Below are 17,488 nucleotides of genomic sequence, written 5' to 3' on the forward strand. Positions count from 1 at the left end.
ATAAATGAGCTGCCGTTCTGGCGTGTGTCGATCATCAGGAGTTTGCTGTGCGCTGATTGAATCCCTTCACGATGAGCCAGAGCGGCAGAACTATTTCAAATATTGCCCCTGGAACATAAAGAATCGTTCCGAGGTCTAGACCAGCGATCGCCAGGCAGCTGGATGTTAACAATCCGGCATACCCGATAAATCCGATCATGGACAATAAGCGCGGAACCAACCTGGACTGGTAGAGCACATAACAGAATAACAAGCTGCCTAGACTCAGTACCACCATAGCCAGTTCAAAGAGCATAAAATGAGATTCTGCCGCAAACTTTGCCAGTACTTGAAAGTATCCGCCACCTGATTCCGCCTCCCTGTAATCACCGCTCAACGCGAGGAGCAGTATCGGAACGATTAAACTAAGGATAAGAATCGCTGACTCGATCACCCTGGAAGCGAAGTACCCTAGCGTAAACGCTTCGTTCTGTTTTTTTAATACAGGGTACAGCAGCATGGCAATTCCCACAACCGCTATCGCGTTGATTAACTCCAAAAACAATCCTAAGATTACGTTGGTTCGGTCCAAATTTAAAGCTGCCAGTTGTTCGGGCTGCTGAAGAACGGGGTTCAGCAACCCGCTCCCTAACAGATACGCAACCGTCGACAACAGAAAGAGTGACCCTGCTACCCTTAAATTCCATTTGTTCATGCTTATCTCCCCTTCGCTCATGTTATAGAAATCATAGCTTAGGGGCTTGGGGATCAATAGACACTTTAGTGTGGTTTTTTATCGTTCTTTGGGGAGTAAATTCAGCTCATGAGCACGTGCAACCGCTTCAGTGCGCCTCCGAACTTGAAGTTTCTCGAAAATTCTGCGATTATGCCCTTTTACCGTGTCCACAGCCAAGGAGAGTTTTGCACCGATGTCCCGGTTGGAAAGTCCCTTGGCAACAAGCGCTAGCACATCGAGTTCACGCTGGCTGAGCGGCTCAACCAAATCGCAATTCTTCGTTGATTGAAGGATCGTCCTGACACGCTCCAGGCCAGCTTGTGCTTCGCGAAGAACCGGAAGCGGAAGATCGCCGGCCAGCTTGATAGCCTCTTCGTAGCATTCTCCCGCCAGGTTGGGTCCATTGTCTGCTTCATGTAATTGACCGAGTCCGATAAGAGACATAATGGCCATCAGTTTATGTCCCATCACGTGACTGTAAGAAATAACTTCATTGTAGGCTTTTTGAGCTCCCGCATAGTCTCCCCGCCGTTGGCTTGAGATGCCCAGCATCCATGCCGCCGCCGTCCGAACAGGAAGATTATCCTGGCGGAGATACTCTAACGCGAGCCTGGATTGGTTAATAACTTGATCGATCTCATAGGCTGCACTCCTCAAAACATTCTTGCCCGGAGCAATAAGCTCGATGAGGTCATCGCTTTTGTCGTCATGCTCCGTCATTTGCATGAACTTTTCAGCTGTCTGTAATTTTTGATGGGTCCCGTTAGGATTCACGGCCATCATTAACGAACCCACTGCAGCCCGGGTTGCCGCAATCAGCCCGATCAAGTCTCTGACGCGAACGTCCTGTCGGGCGCCTTCGAGCGCTGCCTCTGCCGCTCGCAGTTTGGGTTCAACGTGCGTCGGCTTACCTGTGATTAGCAAAGCTGAACCGTACATCACCCACAACGCCGGTCTGGCGTCCAATTCTGCAGCAGGCAGCGACTCCAACCATTTCAGCGAAATGCCTGCTGCCCCGCGAAGATGCAAAGGCATCCCATGGCCTTCCAAAAGAAGCGCGGGGCGTTCAACATCAGCTGTTTCAACGGCGTGGCGAAATGCTTCGATTTCAAGGCCGTGATTTTCATACCAAACGCTTGCCCGTTGGTGTAGTTCTGCAACATTGGTACCGTTGAGATGATCCTCTAACCGTCTTTGCAATGACTCGGCGAACAAGTGATGGTAGCGATACCATCTTCGTTCATGGTCCAAAGGAATAACGAACAGGTTTTGGCGCTCAAGATCCAGCAACCGTTGCTTCCCTGATATTGCCGGATCGAGCAGAATAGCATCGCAAAGAGAACCGCACAGGCGGTCGAGGATCGAGGTGCGTAACAAAAAGGTCTGAACAGCCTCCGGTTGCCGCTCCAGAACCTCTTCTACCAAATAATCCAGCACAAAATGATGGCTGCCAGCAATAGACTGAATAAACCGGTCTGTACCACGATCGCCTTGAATAGAAAGGGCGGCCAACTGCAAACCGACAATCCATCCTTCCGTTCGTGATGCCAGCTCATCGATGATATTCTCAGGTAGGTTTAGTCGCATGACTTCGTTAAGAAACCCTTCAACTTCGGGACGCGTAAATTTCAGATCTGCTTCACGCAGCTCTGTTAACTGGTCTTGAGCTCGTAACCGGGCCAATGGAATAAACGGATCCTCGCGTGTGATCATGACCAGATGGATATGCGAAGGCAGATGATCGAGGAGAAAGGAAATCGCCTCGTCTATCGGCTTCGATTTCGCTGCGTGATAATCATCAAGGACAAGAATGAAAGGTGATATGACAGCAGCTTCCTTTAGGAGCACCTCTATAATGGACTCCATCGGAGGCGGTGCTGGAGATTGAAGCATTTCAAGCACGCCTTCCCCGATCTTCTCGTCAATCGTTTGCAGCGATGAAATAACACAGGTTAAAAACCGCGTAAGCTCATTATCCCCTTCCTCAAGTGATAGCCATGCAACAAGCCGCCCGCATTGGGGAATCCATTCGCCAATCAATGTCGTTTTGCCATAGCCAGCGGGCGCGGAGATCAAGGTCAATTTACGATGTAATTCACATTGAAGCCTTTCTATCAAGCGTTGACGGAGAACTGTATTTTGCCGAAAAGGCGGTATATTGAATTTAGTGGAAAGGTTACGCTTAGACATAAGCATATTTTACCATTAGGGTTTGCCGCCATCAATGAATCGAATTACCAAACTTGAATGAAGACAAAGGATTTCTTTTTCGATTAGATAGCCGCATTAGAAGACCGTTTATTGCTCTCGGTTGGGTCATTTCTCGGTTAAACTTTAGTCTCCGGCCGCCATCCAAAAAAAACGAAAGCAAATAAATAAGTTCTGTGACATTTTGTTTACAAGTTGATCAAACTTTGGCGACAAGTCCCTTCTATATTGAATTAGTGAGTGCTGTAAAGGAAGCACAAGCTAACAAGTAATAGAAACAGACTAGGAGGAGTATGAATTGTCATTAAACTTTTTGTCACCGAATGAGATAAGGCATCAAGGCGTGGAAGTTGACCCTGGTGCCCCCAATTCTCAGCAAAATAACGCGGATTTGTCGCATAAGCGAGGTAACCCACGTGGGTCCGGACGACTTATGGCTCTAGATGCTGTAAGAGGTCTAGCCGTGATCGGCATGTTTTTACAGCACTTTGCTTTGAATGAAAGAAATGCTATCGTTGCAGGCAATACGACGCTATTATTTGTTCTTTGCGGAGGTATTTCGTATTCGCTTATGGCTCAGCGGATGAAGGAGCGCGGAACGGATGCAACCGTTTTTCGGTCAAGAATGCTAGCGCGGGCTGTATTTGTGGATGTGATCGGCTACCTCCTAATCCTGCTGAATACCCCATACGGCATCATCCTGCCTGCTTACGCTGCCATGTTCGTGCTTGGATTAGTGCTCATTCACCGCTCAACTCGTGTATTGGTTTACACTGCTTTAGGTTTACTGGTGTTGGCACCGCCACTTATGCTTCTGGGGTTAAGTTACTTCAATGGAGCAGATCTGCTTCAAGATATTGCCGGGGGGCCGATGTCTGCTCTCGCACTTTCTCCTGCTTTTGTAGCAGGAATGGCGATTGCACGATTCAATCTAACCAATAAGCGAATTGCAGTCTCGCTTGCCATAAGCGGTTTCGTCATGCTTGTTATTGGTAAGATGCTGGAAGCTTATGTCCTTCCTGATCTAAGAACATCTTTTGAATCGTGGATCGTTCGTGTTCAAGGTACGAATTTCGTTCCAGTTGACGAATATGCCATTTGGCCATTTAATGTAAATCCACCGCTCTGGCACATGCTTCTCCAGACAGCACCGCATACCGCGTCAACGTTCCAGACGTTAATCGGGCTCGGAATTGCATTTCTGGCCATAGGACTTGCGTTCCTGATCCCGAGTAAAATAAGCGTCATTTTAAGCCCTTTTGCAGCAGTTGGTCGTGTCGCCCTTACGATGTACGCCGCTCAGTTCATCGTTGTTTGGGTGTTGACCCTCCTGGGAATCGATTATGGTTTAGGTGAATTTCCGCTTGGTGATCTAATCGTAGTTGCCATCACATTGGTGGTGGGCTCTCTTATTGCTCTTAAGCCTACTGGCCCACTCGAGTTAATGATGCGACGATTCGACCAAAGATTCAGTTCCTTCGGTCCAGCACCAGCATCCAAATGAAAAATCTAATCCGCAATTATACATCTTTAATGAGTATCCCACCCTCGGTTGGGATACTCATTAAAGAACCCAGAACAAGATATGTTCCAGGTTCACAGAGCAAATATAGGTAAGATCACAATAAGCAACGATAATGAATATATGTAACTTCCTCTCAAGTTGAAAAGAACTTTAGAGACTCCCTTCATTCAACAAAATACGTTACATTGATTCACTCCACATTGGAGAAAATACGCACGGTTAGCCCATCTTGAAATCCCTCAAGAGAAGCGGTCAAATCCGCATGATTAAGAAAAGAAAGAGCTCTGCTATCTGTATTTACTGTTGGCTTTAAAGCCCCATTTACAGACTGGTTAACAATGTGCAGTTGACATGATTCGCCATGATAATCTGTACCCTCCAAGGTATACACCGCTCGAACATGGACTAATTTATCTTCCAAGTAATCCTGAATATCTACTGCTCCTGGTAAAATTAAACCTTTGAAGTAAGGACTCTCGCTTTCTCCTGTGAAAAAAACTGCAGTTTGTCTTCCAGCACCTTCTTCCATACGTACCTCGCTGCCCGTAATCTGAACATCGATTGTCAAAACTTCTTTCCTGCCCAGTAAAAATTGCTGAATAGATATCATCGAACTGCTTGTTTGTTTCTCCGTAAATTGATGTCCGGCTCCTCTGACCAGTTGCAAGTGACATTGACCTGGCGCATACGATTCTTGGGCTTTAATAGAATAACTATAATGTACGATTTCATCCGCAGTACCATGGATAAGCAGCACAGGTCCGTTATACGGAATGATCTCTTCGAACGGATTCATATTAACCACTGTTTCATGGAAGCTCTTGCTAATGGACATCCTCCCGCAATCAATAACTTCCGGAACATGTTCGACATCATATGAAGAGTTGGCTAAAGCACCTTTACGAGCATCATCGGGGATACAAAATGCTGGATAAAGCAGAATTAACGATTCTACTTCATGTGCGCGCTGAGCTGCTGTCAATGCTGATACAAACCCTCCCTGACTGAAGCCGATTAACGTCAGACGATTCTGATCAATGTAAGGTAACCCTTTAACATAATCCATCACCGCCATTAAATCCTCACATTCAGTCAGCACCGTCATATCTGTTGATGCCCCGTCACTTCTTCCTTCTCCATGAGCAGAACCTCCACAAAAATCAAAACTATAGGATGCGTAACCCCATGATGCAAAAGTTCTGCAGCAGTCACCTAAATCGTTGGAATTCCCACCAAATCCATGACTAACAATAACGGCTGGAAGGCTACTTCCCTTCGGTAGAAATTCTGTACCGCGAATCGTTAACCTGTCCCTTTTACAACTAAAATCACGTTCTACAACATGGCTGCACATCGTTCAACATCTCCTTTAACAAATAAATTCGCTTTCACCCCACTTATTGTCATTATATTATAAAACTGAATAACGCCGCTCAAATTTCCCATGATATCAACTAGTTTAGTATAATTGACGTAATGTCATGTCCCTCCCTCAGCGGCTGCCGATTCACGGATTTCGTCTCCTGCCCAGGATTCAACACGGTCCAGATCATGAAGCTCTGCCGTTGTTCCCTGTACCTGAGTCTCCGCCGAAAGCGCATTGAAGATGGATTTTCTCTTTTTCATTCTCCAACCTCCCCACTCTCCCGTTCATGATCAAGCGGTGAATTACCGGTTTCTGTAGTCTCGAACTCATCGGCTTCAAGTATGTTCCGAACGTAATCCTTCAGTTCATTGTCGTTTGTTACGCCAAGTACAGCTGCTCTTCCGACATAGGTTTCTTTAAGCAGCTTCATCGGCGGGATTTGCTCACTTGCCTCCATTTTGCTCTTGTAACCAACCGATGCCAGCTGCCACATATCATTTACCGACAAATTCGTGTCGATATACGGACTGACTTCTTGGAGGATCGATGGAAGCTTCATGATGGATGTTGTGCTTTTCATTTTTTCGACGATGGCATTGGCAAAATCGCGCTGCCGCTTCGTTCGGGATAGGTCCATGGGTGACCGCTGTGTTGATGCGGTTCTTCCCATGCTCCGGAATATCAGTATAGGTATCCCGAAGAATGGAAAACACATGAATACGTTTTTTAACAGGGTCGAGGGAAACAACCATCATGCTGTCAGATCTCGGAATCTCGTTTTTCTTGTTGCCGCGTGCATCTACGCCCATCAGCAAAATATTAACAGGTTCCTCGCCAGCCCATTTTGGAGGTTCTGCGACGTTCTCCTCGCTCGCCATCACTTGGGCAAAGGGAGAATCCTCCGACGTTTTTTTCAACCCCTCTAACCCTCTGTATATGGATAAGGAATAATAAAGCCCGAAAGCGACAACTGCTGCTAAAATCGTGATGCTTATTACCGCTGTAAATTTTTTCTTTTTGAACGCCATGGCGGACACTCCTTTTCTTGGTACTCAATAGACAAAGCACTCAATGTTCCTGTAATCCTTGAACGAGAAGCGAAGCATAGAATCTGCTGCCATCCGGCTTCAGATGAACGCCGTCTTTGTAGAAGAACTCATCTTTGCCTTCGCTCGCTGCGTACCAATCCACCACTCTCGCATTATCAAATTCATTTACAACATCCTTAATGTTGGCGTTCACTGTATCCTGCCATCTTTTTGGAACCCGGGTTGTCACGACCAAAACCTGTTTGGCTTCCGATAATGATGTAAGCAAATTGCGCAGTTGATCTTTGGAAAAGGGGCCGTTCGTGCCAAGCTCTATAATGATACGGTCTCCCAACTTCCCCTCCGCACTTAATTGTTGAATTAATTTTCCGGCCTGGGACATCTGTCTGCCGACCTTTCCATCAACGGTGACTTTCGGAAGCTTCTCTTTCAGGTAAGGCTCAACGCCAACCATGACGGAGTCTCCAATGACGGTAACTCCTTGCCCATCGATGGACGAAGATTCAGGTATGTCTGCCTTTAGGGAGCTCATGTCTTCCTTTACTTCAGATGGGGTCAGGCTTGAACTATTCTCGAATGTTTCAAAAGATCGGCGATCCGCTTTTTCTTGTTCACCTTTGGAAGAAGCCTGGTTATGAAAAGCAAGATACCCAAGGATGGAGATGAGGAGGACAAGCCCCCAGTACATCCACGTTTTTCGTTTTTTCATCGTATATTCCACCTTTCTTATCCATAAAAATGGATGCTACGCGTTTTGCTTGAGATGTTGGACGAGTAAAGAAGCGTAATATTGAGCTCCTTCGGAAGTGAGATGAATCCCATCAGGAGTAAACAGTCCACTTTTTTCCTCACTGGCTGCATACCAATCGATAATGTTTACATTGGAATAATCACGTGCAACTTCTTTCAAAGCATCATTCACAGGATCCTGCCAAGCTCTGGGCACCCGAGTAGTTACCAGATAAAGCTGCTTGTCTTGCAGCGTATCTATTAGCTTTCTTAGTTTGCTTTGATTAAAAATCCCGTTGCTCCCCAGTTCAATAATGATGTGGTCCCCCAGTTCTCCTTCTGCTTGCAGCTGATCCACAACCTCTTGAGCATGCGTCATCTGCCTGCCGACCTTTCCGTCCACCACAATGCCCGGAAGCATCTCTTTCATGTAGGAATCTACATCCAGTGTGATCGAATCCCCGATTAGTGTGATGCCTTTTCCTGAATAAGACGAGCCGGCAGCATCTTCATGACTTGTTTGGGGCATGTCATCAGTGACTGGCCGATTGTCATTGATCGATGGCTGTTGCTGGTCAGGGATCTCCTGTTCATCCTTTTGCAGTGTTTCGGGAATGTTCACGGCTTGGGCGAATTCAGGCTGATCCTTCGAACCGCTGGTTATCCAGGATAGGGCGATAAAGAACGCAAACAACGTCAGACTTATGCCGACCATGGGTTTAAAACGATGATGACGCCGAATATCACGCCATTTCGCGCGAAAATGTCCCCTGCGAATCGGTTCTTCGATGAACGTGTACGAAAATACGGACAGCAATAGGATCAGGCCGAGACGCAGCATCAACGGCGCCAATCCAAGCCCTTCACTACTCGCCCCATCGGGTTGCATCAAAATAATCACGGGATAATGCCATATGTAGAGGCTGTAAGAACGCTTGCCAAGCCAGGTCAGTGACCGGCATCCCAAAGCGCGGCCTAGACGACTAGCCGGATGCGCCAAGACAGAGATCAATACTGCCGTAACCAGAGAGAGAAGGAGAAATCCATACTGATATAGCGAATCTTCATACTCATTCGTGCGAAGAATACACATGATCAGGATGAACAGTGCACATGCACCAATGACATCAAGCGATCTCCGTGCCCCGGGTGAAATCTCCTTCCCCAACTTCCAGCTTGGCCATGCAACCGCTAAGGCCGCACCGATCAGTATGGCAAACGCTCTGGTGTCTGTTCCGTAATACACTCTGCTCGGGTCTGTTCCCGGCACATACATTAGAGCCATGGCCATCGCAGATACAAGAGACAGCACCAACATGCATGAAAGCAACTTTCCGCGCCGAGGCGCAAACCTTAGAAAGATGAACAGTACGATCGGCCAAACGACGTAAAACTGTTCCTCAATGGAAAGAGACCAGAGATGTCCAATGGGCGAAGCTGGGCCGAAGCTTTCAAAATACGAAACTTCGTGAAATATGAGATACCAGTTATTCACATAGAAAACAGAAGAGATAAAGTCTCCTTGCAGTAACAGGAGTCTCGCAGGATCTGCTGCCAACAACCACAATGCAACCAGCAAGAGCATACTTAACATCGCAGGCAGCAATCTGCGAAACCTTCGCAGCCAAAAGTTCCAAATCGATACGTCATGATTCACTTTCCACTCCATTAGAAGCTGATCCGTAATCAGGTAACCGGACAGGACGAAAAATATACCTACTCCCAGTAATCCTCCCTGGGCCCACTTCAAGTCCAAATGGTAAGCGATGACAGCCAGTACGGAAATGGCTCGTAAACCATCCATTCCAGGCATATAACGCTTCATCGGTTGATTCAATTTCCCACGCATTATGCTTCATTCCTTGTCTGTATTGGGGCTAAATCTCTTTAATCAATATAAACAGCGGATGTCGCCAAAGTTTGATCAAGATGTAAACAAGTTGTCACAACAGGGACATCGTTATTGACAACGAAAACACCCTTGATATGGAATGTAATCCGTATCAAGGGTGTTTTAACGAAGTGCTATTCAAATTCGATGATAAATGCTGGCTCCTCCGTGGAATCATCATTGGGCATGCTTTTTGGATTCACAAAGGTTTTAGGCCCTTGTATGAACAAACTTGTATTGTCCAGACTCCATTTCATATTCAACGGCAATATTCCACGGTAAACGGGCTCGTTATAAAGCACATTTCTGCCTTGCATTTTCCCTACATAAACAGCATCTTCATCTTGCAACGTATATGCAATAAATTTTTTGTCCGGTGAAAATTCAAATGTAGATACTCTCTCCAGAATAACGGAAAGCTCACCGTTCCGCTGATCGTATTCGTACAACGTATCATCTCTACCCAAAAAAGCAAACTGATCGTCGCCTATCCAGATCATTGGTTTATCAGCAATTTGACGCTTGTACTTTGTCTCAAAATGCCCATCGATCAATTTGCCAAGCGCGATGGTGGGCCTGCCCGATTGACGGGTATCAAGCAGCTTAATCAATGCACTGCGGCCATCATTGGATACCTGGACATCAAGAAGTGTATCATCCGAATTGAACTCGTTTAATGTGTAGGATTTGGATGCCTTGGTCTTCGTATCATACACCCGCAGACTGTTCTTTTCGCTTTCAGCAGCGTCCAGTACCAGATAACCTATCATTTGGCTGTTGTCAGACCAGGACATATTTTGCAGGTAACTCTGACCTTTGGGGTTAAATGTGTCGACCTCTTTTTCTTTTCCGTCACTGGCAGAAATGAAAACAGTCGTGATTGTCGTTTTGTTTATACGTACATCGGCGACATGCCTACCGTCCGGCGACAGTGACATTCGGGAGTGGTCCACATCGTTCTGCATAATGTCTTTACTTTGTTCAAAAGGGAGAGTCAATTGTTTCAACATGAAACGCTCAGGGAAACCTGTACTTTTGAATGAACCCAATAGCGTGTCGATTGTTGACCAGCCCAACCAGTACCCTTTATCCACTTTTTCTTCCGGAAGGCGGTAAATTTTTTTGACTTGAACGGGACTTAAGTCTTGATGTGTTTGTTCGTCTGCCTTGTTCCCTGATATGATGATGGTTTCGTTTGGAAAGCGGGCGCCACAACCTGTTAACAGAAGGACAAGCAGAACAATCACGCTTAAACCAAACCCACCATATTTCTTAGCCATGATTGTTCCCCTCCTCTACGGATACATGGTTAAACTCTACCGTAACTGCAGTATGGTAATCTTGACTGACGACAGAAATGGTACCCTCCAGTTCATCGACAATGGATTTGACGATACTTAATCCGAGCCCCACGCTGCCCTCTTCTGGATCTTTGGAATGAGCGAAGTAGAAAGGTTCGAACAGCTTGGAAAGCTGCTCCGCATCAATGGGATCACTTGGATTGTCAATGATAAAACGGACTTTCCCGTCCGTACGAAGCCCTTTTACCGTTATCTCGGAGAAGTCCAAACTGTATTTAATAGCATTATCCAGCAGGTTAATAAAGAGTTGCCGAATTCGTTCCTCCTGGGCGAGCATGTATAATTCGGTCTCCATGTCTACAGATATGCTTTTTTTGTAGCGTTGTGCACGTATGGACATGGATTCGCATACATCTCCTAGAACGGCTCCGACTTCAATGCGGTCGAGTTCATGGTTGGTTGCATGACGACGCGAGACTTCAAGCAGCTTGAGCACCATCTTATGAAGACGTTTGCTCTCTTCGATGATGTGGTTCATGCCTTTTTCAAAAAAGGTGCGATCCCTCTCTCCATTCGCCTTGATCAATTCTGCATAGCCCAATATGGAAGTTAAAGGTGTTTTGAGTTCATGGGTAACATTATCAAAGAAACGCTTTTCCTGCTCATGAAGATCCTTGAGTTGATCCCGATCTTTTCGGATAATGTTCATTTGCAGGCCGATCTGATCAATCATGTCATTAAAATTTTCGGCAAGCCGTCCGATCTCATCCTTTCGTTTGAACCGGATGCGAACGTCCAGATTGCCATTCTTCACTTCGGACGAGGCACGGGCCAGTTTCCCAAGTGGAAGAGTAATGTGTCTTGACAGAATGAAAGAAAATAAAAAAGTAACTGCAAAAATAGCAAGTGTGATATAGAGCGTAGTATCCAGAATTCGACTGCTTTGCTGATACAGCTGGCTAAAGTCCTTGTAGAAACGTAGAATCCCTACTTTTGATCCATCGATCACGACGGGGTAAGAGAACAGAATCGTTGTTTTGTCATCGTCATAATTGATGTTATACGCAGTCTTTCCATCGATCGCTTCTTGCAGATCCGTTCTCTGCGGCTGTGAAAATAAGGACTTGTCCGAGGCAAATAACATCTCTCCGTCAAGGGTATATACGCCGACACTATTTCCGGTGGCATGATTCAAATTAATGCCGAGTTCCTCAGCCATTTCCCCAAAATATAGCTCATTACTCGAAAAATGGTTGATCAGAAAGGTTTGACGAACATAAACATTGCTATTATTTTTGAGTCCAACGAGTTCGGTTGTGATCAGATTCTGGTTGCTTGTATGAATGATCTCCTTCACCGTTTGGCTCAATACTAGAAATGAAAAGGAGAAAATCAACAGGAATCCGAGAAGAAATTTGATGCTGATTTTACGCATGTTAATCACCTGCTTTTGAACTTGTATCCGATTCCGAATACTGTTGCAATATGATCTGTTGCATCCAGCTTTTTGCGAAGCCGCTGGATATGCGTATCTACCGTCCGAGTATCACCTGCAAAATGATAGCCCCAGACAACATCAAGCAATTCAGATCTGCTAAATGTTCTCCCTGGATTCCTCACCAGCGTCATAAGCAAATCATATTCCTTTGGCGTTAATTCAACCGGTTGACCGTTTTTGTTTACAAGCCGTTCTTCGGACCGAATCTCAATATGATCAATACGGATGATATCCGGTTGCGAATCGTTCTGTTGCCTGTGATTGGACTGCTCCAAACGGCGAAGTATAGTTCTAATCCGGGCAATGACTTCGCGGAGGTCAAATGGCTTGGTGATATAATCATCTGCGCCGAACTCTAGTCCGAGCACTTTATCCGTTATATCGGATTTGGCCGTTATCATGAAGATGGGGATGTTATACTCGGCGGTAACCTTTTTGCATATATCCAGCCCGCTCTGGTCTGGAAGCATCCAGTCCAGGAGCAGCAGATCAGGCTGAAAGGACTGAATTTCGCTTATTCCATCGGCTCCATTTGATGCGATAAGTGTCTGGTAGCCCTCCAATGAGAGTCCGTACGAGAGCAGGTCCGCAATGGGGGCATCATCTTCAATGATTAGGATTTTCGCATTCTTCATTATAATCTCCGTCTCTTCTAGGTACTTATGTCAGATGTAACACTGACATTGTTTCTTATGTTAACGAGTTGTGCAGAAATAATCAATTCTCGTTAAATCGAAGAGTTATGATCATGAGTACTGTGAAATAGTCAAACTTCTTTTGGATGGAAGTTAGATCACGATAAAAGAAAAAGACGAATCAATTTAAGATTGACTCGTCTCTCGTACACATATTAACGTTCTCCCTGTTTTGATTGATCGCTAAACATTTCTCCGCCAATAGCATAATAATTTGCATCAACTTCACGAAATCCCCCTTCTTCTTTTGCTTCCGTTACCCCTGACAGAGCATGTTCAAATGCTGTTCAATGACTTGCTCCACTCGCTCAGCTGTAAGCCTTTCAGGCTGCATTAACATATGAATGGCGAGTCCATCGATCAGTGCATACAGCTTCTCTGTCTCGACACCGGCATCCATATCCGGATCGGTCAAGCCCTGCGTTTGCAGCTCCTGGATCACATATTGGGCTGACATATACATCCCCTGATGCATCTGATCACTTAATTTTTTTAATTCGGGGTAAACAAGCACTTTGGCTGTAAAAGAAAACCAGACCTCCATTTCTATTTTCCTGTCCTCGTCCAACGGCAGAAATTGCAAGAGCAGATTTTTCATGTTCTGCAGTACAGATCCATTCATCTGCAATGCCTCCACTCTCTGCTGCACCCGGTCAGCAAAAAGATTCATGCAAAAGGCAAACAGCTCAGCCTGTGTGGCAAAATAATGCCTCATTGAACCTACGGATAGACCCGCTTCCTTCGCGATATTCCGAACGGTGGCATGCTCCAGTCCGTGATCCCGGATGACGCGGATGGCAGCAGCGGCAAGCATTTTTCGTTGTTTTTCATGATCTACGATTTTTGGCATAGTCCTATTATACACCAAGCTTCTCTTTTATAGTACACTGTGCTATAATCCTTTTTAGTACAATGTACTATAAAAAACGCACAACAAGAAAGGAATTCGTGAATGATGGGCACAAGTATTCAAAGCAGACCAAAGCGCAAGTTTCGAGTATTAAAATTCGCACTCCTATTTTTCTGTTCGGTTCTGGTGGTTATCGGGGCAGGGTTTCTCTATGAATGGTATGCCTCTTCTCAAGCCAAAGATGATTTTCCTCCTCCAGGAAAGCTGGTTGAAGCAGGAGGCTACAAACTTCATATTCATAAACAGGGAAACGGATCATCTACCATAATTATGGAAGCCGGCAGCGGTGAAACCAGTTTATCATGGAGAGACATTCCCTCGGAGCTTGCTAGACATGCAACTGTGGTGACCTACGATCGTGCAGGGTACGCCTGGAGCGAGGCCGCGCCCACAGAGCGTACAGGAGCCAACATTGTCCAAGAGTTACATCTGGCGCTTCAGAATGAAGGCATTGATGGACCCTATGTCATGGTAGGTCACTCCTTGGGGGGCATGTATGCCAGACTATTTACGCAGATGTACTCCAACGAAGTACAGGGCCTTGTCTTAATTGATGCCCGCCCTGAGGATGATGAACGGAATACGAAAGCTTTACTCCAACAGGATCATTTCAAAGGCAACCCACCTGCCGCATTACTATCCTTGTTGAAGTTATCTGGAAGCTTTCGTCTATTTCCGGACTTCATGCTGGAAGGATTGGTTGCAGAGCAAGATCGGGATGCATTTATTAACGTGATTGCAACGCCTTCCTTTTTCCGTGCCAAAGAAGAAGAAGGCAACCTCGCATATACGACAGAAGATGCCATTCGCGGGCAGAAACTCGGGTCCATTCCTGTTCGGGTCATTGCGCGCGGTCTCCCTCAGAACTATGCCCAGGCGGGAATTTCAACTGAAGTTGGGCAGCAGCTTGAAGCGATCTGGCAAGCAGGTCAGCGTAACATGATGAATCTGTCCAGTGACAGCAAGTTGATCATTGCTGAACAGAGTGGTCATATGGTGATTCATGATGAACCGGAGTTGGTTGTGAAGACCATTCTCGACTTGGTTTCGAATATAGACTGAACGAGACGGATTGAAACATCGTCCTGTACCGCAGAACATTTTAGCAGAGACTGTCCTTACAAAAAAACGCCTGACGGCGTCCTTTAGGTTCGAGCATCTATTTCATACGAATTTTTCTCGTTGGGTTCGGATTTTTTCCTGGGCCCAACTTCTTTGTCTTACATCACTTATCTTGTATCCGTACCCGAGTATTCTCTTGTAACCCTCCGGATACAACCTTTCCCCCATGTTTTACATCTGCATCATTAAAGACTTCGTCAAGACTTTAACACTTTCACACTGTCCTGGCACCATTGAATCAAACTAGAGAAATGACTTTTCCCGTATTGGTTGGCGATCATCCAGTATTTATAGTTCACATCGGATCGATCCATGTTCAAAAGCCATTTCTCGAGATTCTCGAATACCCTTAGGCTTTCTTCAAGCTTACGTTGATAGGCTTCAATATGCATGATGATTATATCCGGCGATGAGTTGCTGCCAAAGAAAACCCTCAGCAGCAGCTCGTTTTTCTTAAGCTCTACCAAGTAATCCGCTGGCTGGGATAACCAATCAGATATTGTCCGCCTGCCTTGATCCGTAATTCGGTAAAGCTTCTTGTCAGGTTTTCCATGCTGATGAATGATTTCAACTTCAATATCATTGCTCTCCAGCAGTTCAGCCAAACTGGGGTAGATTTGCCCATAGTTTTCATTCCAAAAATAACTTGTGCTCTGCTCCATGTGCTGTTTTATATCATAACCGGTATGTGGTCCTAGAGTGAGAATGCCTAACACTGCAAATTTAGTATTCGCTTTCCCCTGCCGATTCGCCATTTCAGTTTCTCCTCCAAAATCAAAAATACATAGCATATCCAATGATAAACTCGTGGAATTATTATATCGTGTCATCCATATTTTCGCATCCAACATCCCATATATTAATTTAATATATATTATTATAATAATTAGTGTTGACAAGGATTCAGTGAACGATCTATATTTAATTTGCCGGCAAAAATCCATTTTTATAAAATGTATATTCTTTTAAAGGAGCATATTTATGACAATTATCAATGTGAATTACCCTGTTGGTCGAATGACCGTTCAGCAGCGCAGTCAGTTGGCTGAAGCTTTAACGGATGCAGTATTAGTTCCGGAAGTAGGACAATATTGCCCGCCTGCAAGAGAAGGATTTCAAGTCCATTTTACGGAGCGTCCTAAAGATTACATGGCAATCGGAGGAAAGTTATTATCTGAGCAGCCTGACCGAGACGTGATTACGGTCAACATTCTCGTCATGGATGGAGACTGGCCAAACGAGGTCCGCAGCATCGTGATTTCAAATATATACAAATGCCTGACCAGCATCCTTGAAGTTGAGGAACCTTCACCGAATTGGTGGGTAAGTTTTCAAGTCATAGAAGATGGAAGCTGGGGATCTCGCGGCGGTGTGCTTTCCATACTTGACTTGGTGGAATCCGGAGTCTTTACAGATGAAAAGATAAAAGCCATTCGGAAGAACATTGTTACCTGAACAAGAACAATCGACATATTGAAATTGAAAACACCTCCAGTTAATCTCTACATCTTTCGATATAGATGCTTTATCTTGAGGTGTTTTGATTTGCGCCTGCGGTCCCTTGCCTTGGATTCACATCTATTCAACCAAACCTAACTCTTCATATACCTTTTGAGAAACAACACCATTCGGAATAAGGCGATGATCCTTCTGATATTTCTTAAGTGACTCGGTTGTATTGAAGCGGAACTTCCCGTCACATTCCCCATTGTAATATCCTGCGCTTTTTAACCGGGATTGAATAAGCTGCACGTCTCCACCAACATCCCCCTCGGCTAAATCCCTCGGATTTTGATTGATTTCTCCAAGCACATGACCATATATCGTTACTTTGGTTCCAATCGGGATTAATTCGTACAGTTCGATGACATCCCGGTTAAGCATCCGGATACAGCCATGGCTAAGGTGTTGACCGATGGAATAGGGTTTATTCGTACCGTGTATTCCAAAATTGCCCCACGGAACATTCAATCCGATCCAACGCGGGCCAAATGAGGGCCCCCAGTTGGTTCCTTTATATTCGACTCTATAATCTCCAACTGGAGTCGGTGTTGACGGATTGCCAACGGCGACAGGGTAGGTCTTAATGACTTGCCCCTGCTTTCGTACAAGCAACTTGTGACGTTCAGGATAGATCGCAATCTCAAGATCGCTTTGCTCATGTATAATCGGCAAGACGGGCGGAGTTAAATGAAACACTCCAAGCATTGCCAACATGATTAGAATCCATTTTTGATTCGTTAGTATCATGTGTTTTCACCATGTTAAGTCAATTTCATATTGATCAAACATCTTTAATATTTAATCAATAACGACATTTTATACACTTCATTTTGTTGATTTTCCCTCCTTCCCCTACGAGGTCGACCATGGGCTCAAATCAAGTTTTTCCAGTCAGGTTAAACCAAAAAACCGTTAAAAAAAGGAGCGCTGCTAATTGGCAACTGCTCCTCGCTTTTCTCCAGTTTTACACAGGCTG

General features: G+C 45.3%; 15 protein-coding genes and 1 pseudogene. 3 read left to right on the forward strand and 13 right to left on the reverse strand.

Features of this window, described 5'->3' with window-relative positions; translation table 11 throughout:
• Positions 1 to 34: 34 nt before the first annotated feature.
• Both SNR34_RS17800 and SNR34_RS17805 read right to left on the reverse strand, forming a co-directional pair.
• The gene (locus tag SNR34_RS17800; RefSeq protein ID WP_486179806.1) at positions 35 to 694 is read right to left on the reverse strand and encodes a DUF4386 domain-containing protein; all 660 of its coding nucleotides are present in this window, start codon (positions 692 to 694) and stop codon (positions 35 to 37) included.
• A gap of 78 nt (positions 695 to 772) precedes the next feature.
• Positions 773 to 2,791: a helix-turn-helix transcriptional regulator gene (locus tag SNR34_RS17805; RefSeq protein WP_486179807.1), complete on the reverse strand. Its 2,019-nt coding sequence runs from the start codon at positions 2,789 to 2,791 to the stop codon at positions 773 to 775.
• A gap of 523 nt (positions 2,792 to 3,314) precedes the next feature.
• Here SNR34_RS17805 and SNR34_RS17810 point away from each other — a divergent pair.
• On the forward strand, positions 3,315 to 4,427 hold the full coding sequence (locus SNR34_RS17810) for a DUF418 domain-containing protein (RefSeq protein ID WP_486182483.1): 1,113 nt from the start codon (positions 3,315 to 3,317) through the stop codon (positions 4,425 to 4,427).
• Between the two features lie 211 nt (positions 4,428 to 4,638).
• Here SNR34_RS17810 and SNR34_RS17815 read toward each other — a convergent pair whose 3' ends face one another.
• From SNR34_RS17815 to SNR34_RS17855, 9 genes and pseudogenes are all read right to left on the reverse strand, one after another.
• The gene (locus SNR34_RS17815; RefSeq protein WP_486179808.1) at positions 4,639 to 5,802 is read right to left on the reverse strand and encodes an alpha/beta hydrolase family protein; all 1,164 of its coding nucleotides are present in this window, start codon (positions 5,800 to 5,802) and stop codon (positions 4,639 to 4,641) included.
• Between the two features lie 125 nt (positions 5,803 to 5,927).
• Positions 5,928 to 6,074 carry a hypothetical protein gene (locus tag SNR34_RS17820; RefSeq protein ID WP_486179809.1) on the reverse strand — a complete coding sequence of 49 codons (147 nt, stop codon included), beginning with the start codon at positions 6,072 to 6,074 and terminating at the stop codon, positions 5,928 to 5,930.
• Positions 6,071 to 6,842 (reverse strand): annotated as a pseudogene (locus tag SNR34_RS17825) (LCP family protein). Before SNR34_RS17825 ends, SNR34_RS17820 begins: the two are co-directional and overlap by 4 nt.
• 40 nt (positions 6,843 to 6,882) lie before the next feature.
• Positions 6,883 to 7,572: an SGNH/GDSL hydrolase family protein gene (locus SNR34_RS17830; protein ID WP_486179810.1), complete on the reverse strand. Its 690-nt coding sequence runs from the start codon at positions 7,570 to 7,572 to the stop codon at positions 6,883 to 6,885.
• Positions 7,573 to 7,608: 36 nt separating this feature from the next.
• Positions 7,609 to 9,396, reverse strand: coding sequence for an acyltransferase family protein (locus tag SNR34_RS17835; protein WP_486179811.1), 1,788 nt, complete (start codon positions 9,394 to 9,396; stop codon positions 7,609 to 7,611).
• A 221-nt stretch (positions 9,397 to 9,617) separates the two neighbouring features.
• Entirely contained in the window at positions 9,618 to 10,763 is a 1,146-nt protein-coding gene (locus SNR34_RS17840; RefSeq protein WP_486179812.1) for a WD40 repeat domain-containing protein, read from the reverse strand.
• A complete protein-coding gene (locus SNR34_RS17845; protein ID WP_486179813.1) occupies positions 10,756 to 12,219 on the reverse strand; it encodes a HAMP domain-containing sensor histidine kinase in 1,464 nt (487 codons plus the stop codon). Before SNR34_RS17845 ends, SNR34_RS17840 begins: the two co-directional genes overlap by 8 nt.
• Positions 12,220 to 12,224: 5 nt before the next feature.
• On the reverse strand, positions 12,225 to 12,917 hold the full coding sequence (locus SNR34_RS17850) for a response regulator transcription factor (protein WP_236412488.1): 693 nt from the start codon (positions 12,915 to 12,917) through the stop codon (positions 12,225 to 12,227).
• Positions 12,918 to 13,233: 316 nt separating this feature from the next.
• Complete coding sequence (locus tag SNR34_RS17855; protein ID WP_343260266.1) at positions 13,234 to 13,827, reverse strand: TetR/AcrR family transcriptional regulator; 594 nt, start codon at positions 13,825 to 13,827, stop codon at positions 13,234 to 13,236.
• A 102-nt stretch (positions 13,828 to 13,929) separates the two neighbouring features.
• Here SNR34_RS17855 and SNR34_RS17860 point away from each other — a divergent pair, with 102 nt between their 5' ends.
• The gene (locus SNR34_RS17860) at positions 13,930 to 14,949 is read left to right on the forward strand and encodes an alpha/beta fold hydrolase (RefSeq protein WP_486179814.1); all 1,020 of its coding nucleotides are present in this window, start codon (positions 13,930 to 13,932) and stop codon (positions 14,947 to 14,949) included.
• 257 nt (positions 14,950 to 15,206) lie between these two features.
• Here SNR34_RS17860 and SNR34_RS17865 read toward each other — a convergent pair whose 3' ends face one another.
• Positions 15,207 to 15,764 (reverse strand): PadR family transcriptional regulator, encoded by a 558-nt coding sequence (locus SNR34_RS17865; RefSeq protein ID WP_486179815.1) that lies wholly within the window; start codon positions 15,762 to 15,764, stop codon positions 15,207 to 15,209.
• 226 nt (positions 15,765 to 15,990) lie between these two features.
• On the opposite strand from SNR34_RS17865, the gene SNR34_RS17870 reads away from it, so the two are divergent.
• A complete protein-coding gene (locus SNR34_RS17870) occupies positions 15,991 to 16,464 on the forward strand; it encodes a tautomerase family protein (RefSeq protein ID WP_486179816.1) in 474 nt (157 codons plus the stop codon).
• 123 nt (positions 16,465 to 16,587) lie between these two features.
• Here SNR34_RS17870 and SNR34_RS17875 read toward each other — a convergent pair whose 3' ends face one another.
• Positions 16,588 to 17,226, reverse strand: coding sequence for a L,D-transpeptidase family protein (locus SNR34_RS17875; RefSeq protein WP_486179817.1), 639 nt, complete (start codon positions 17,224 to 17,226; stop codon positions 16,588 to 16,590).
• Between the last annotated feature and the right edge of the window lie 262 nt (positions 17,227 to 17,488).

It is taken from the genome of Paenibacillus sp. XP01, from assembly GCF_057364885.1.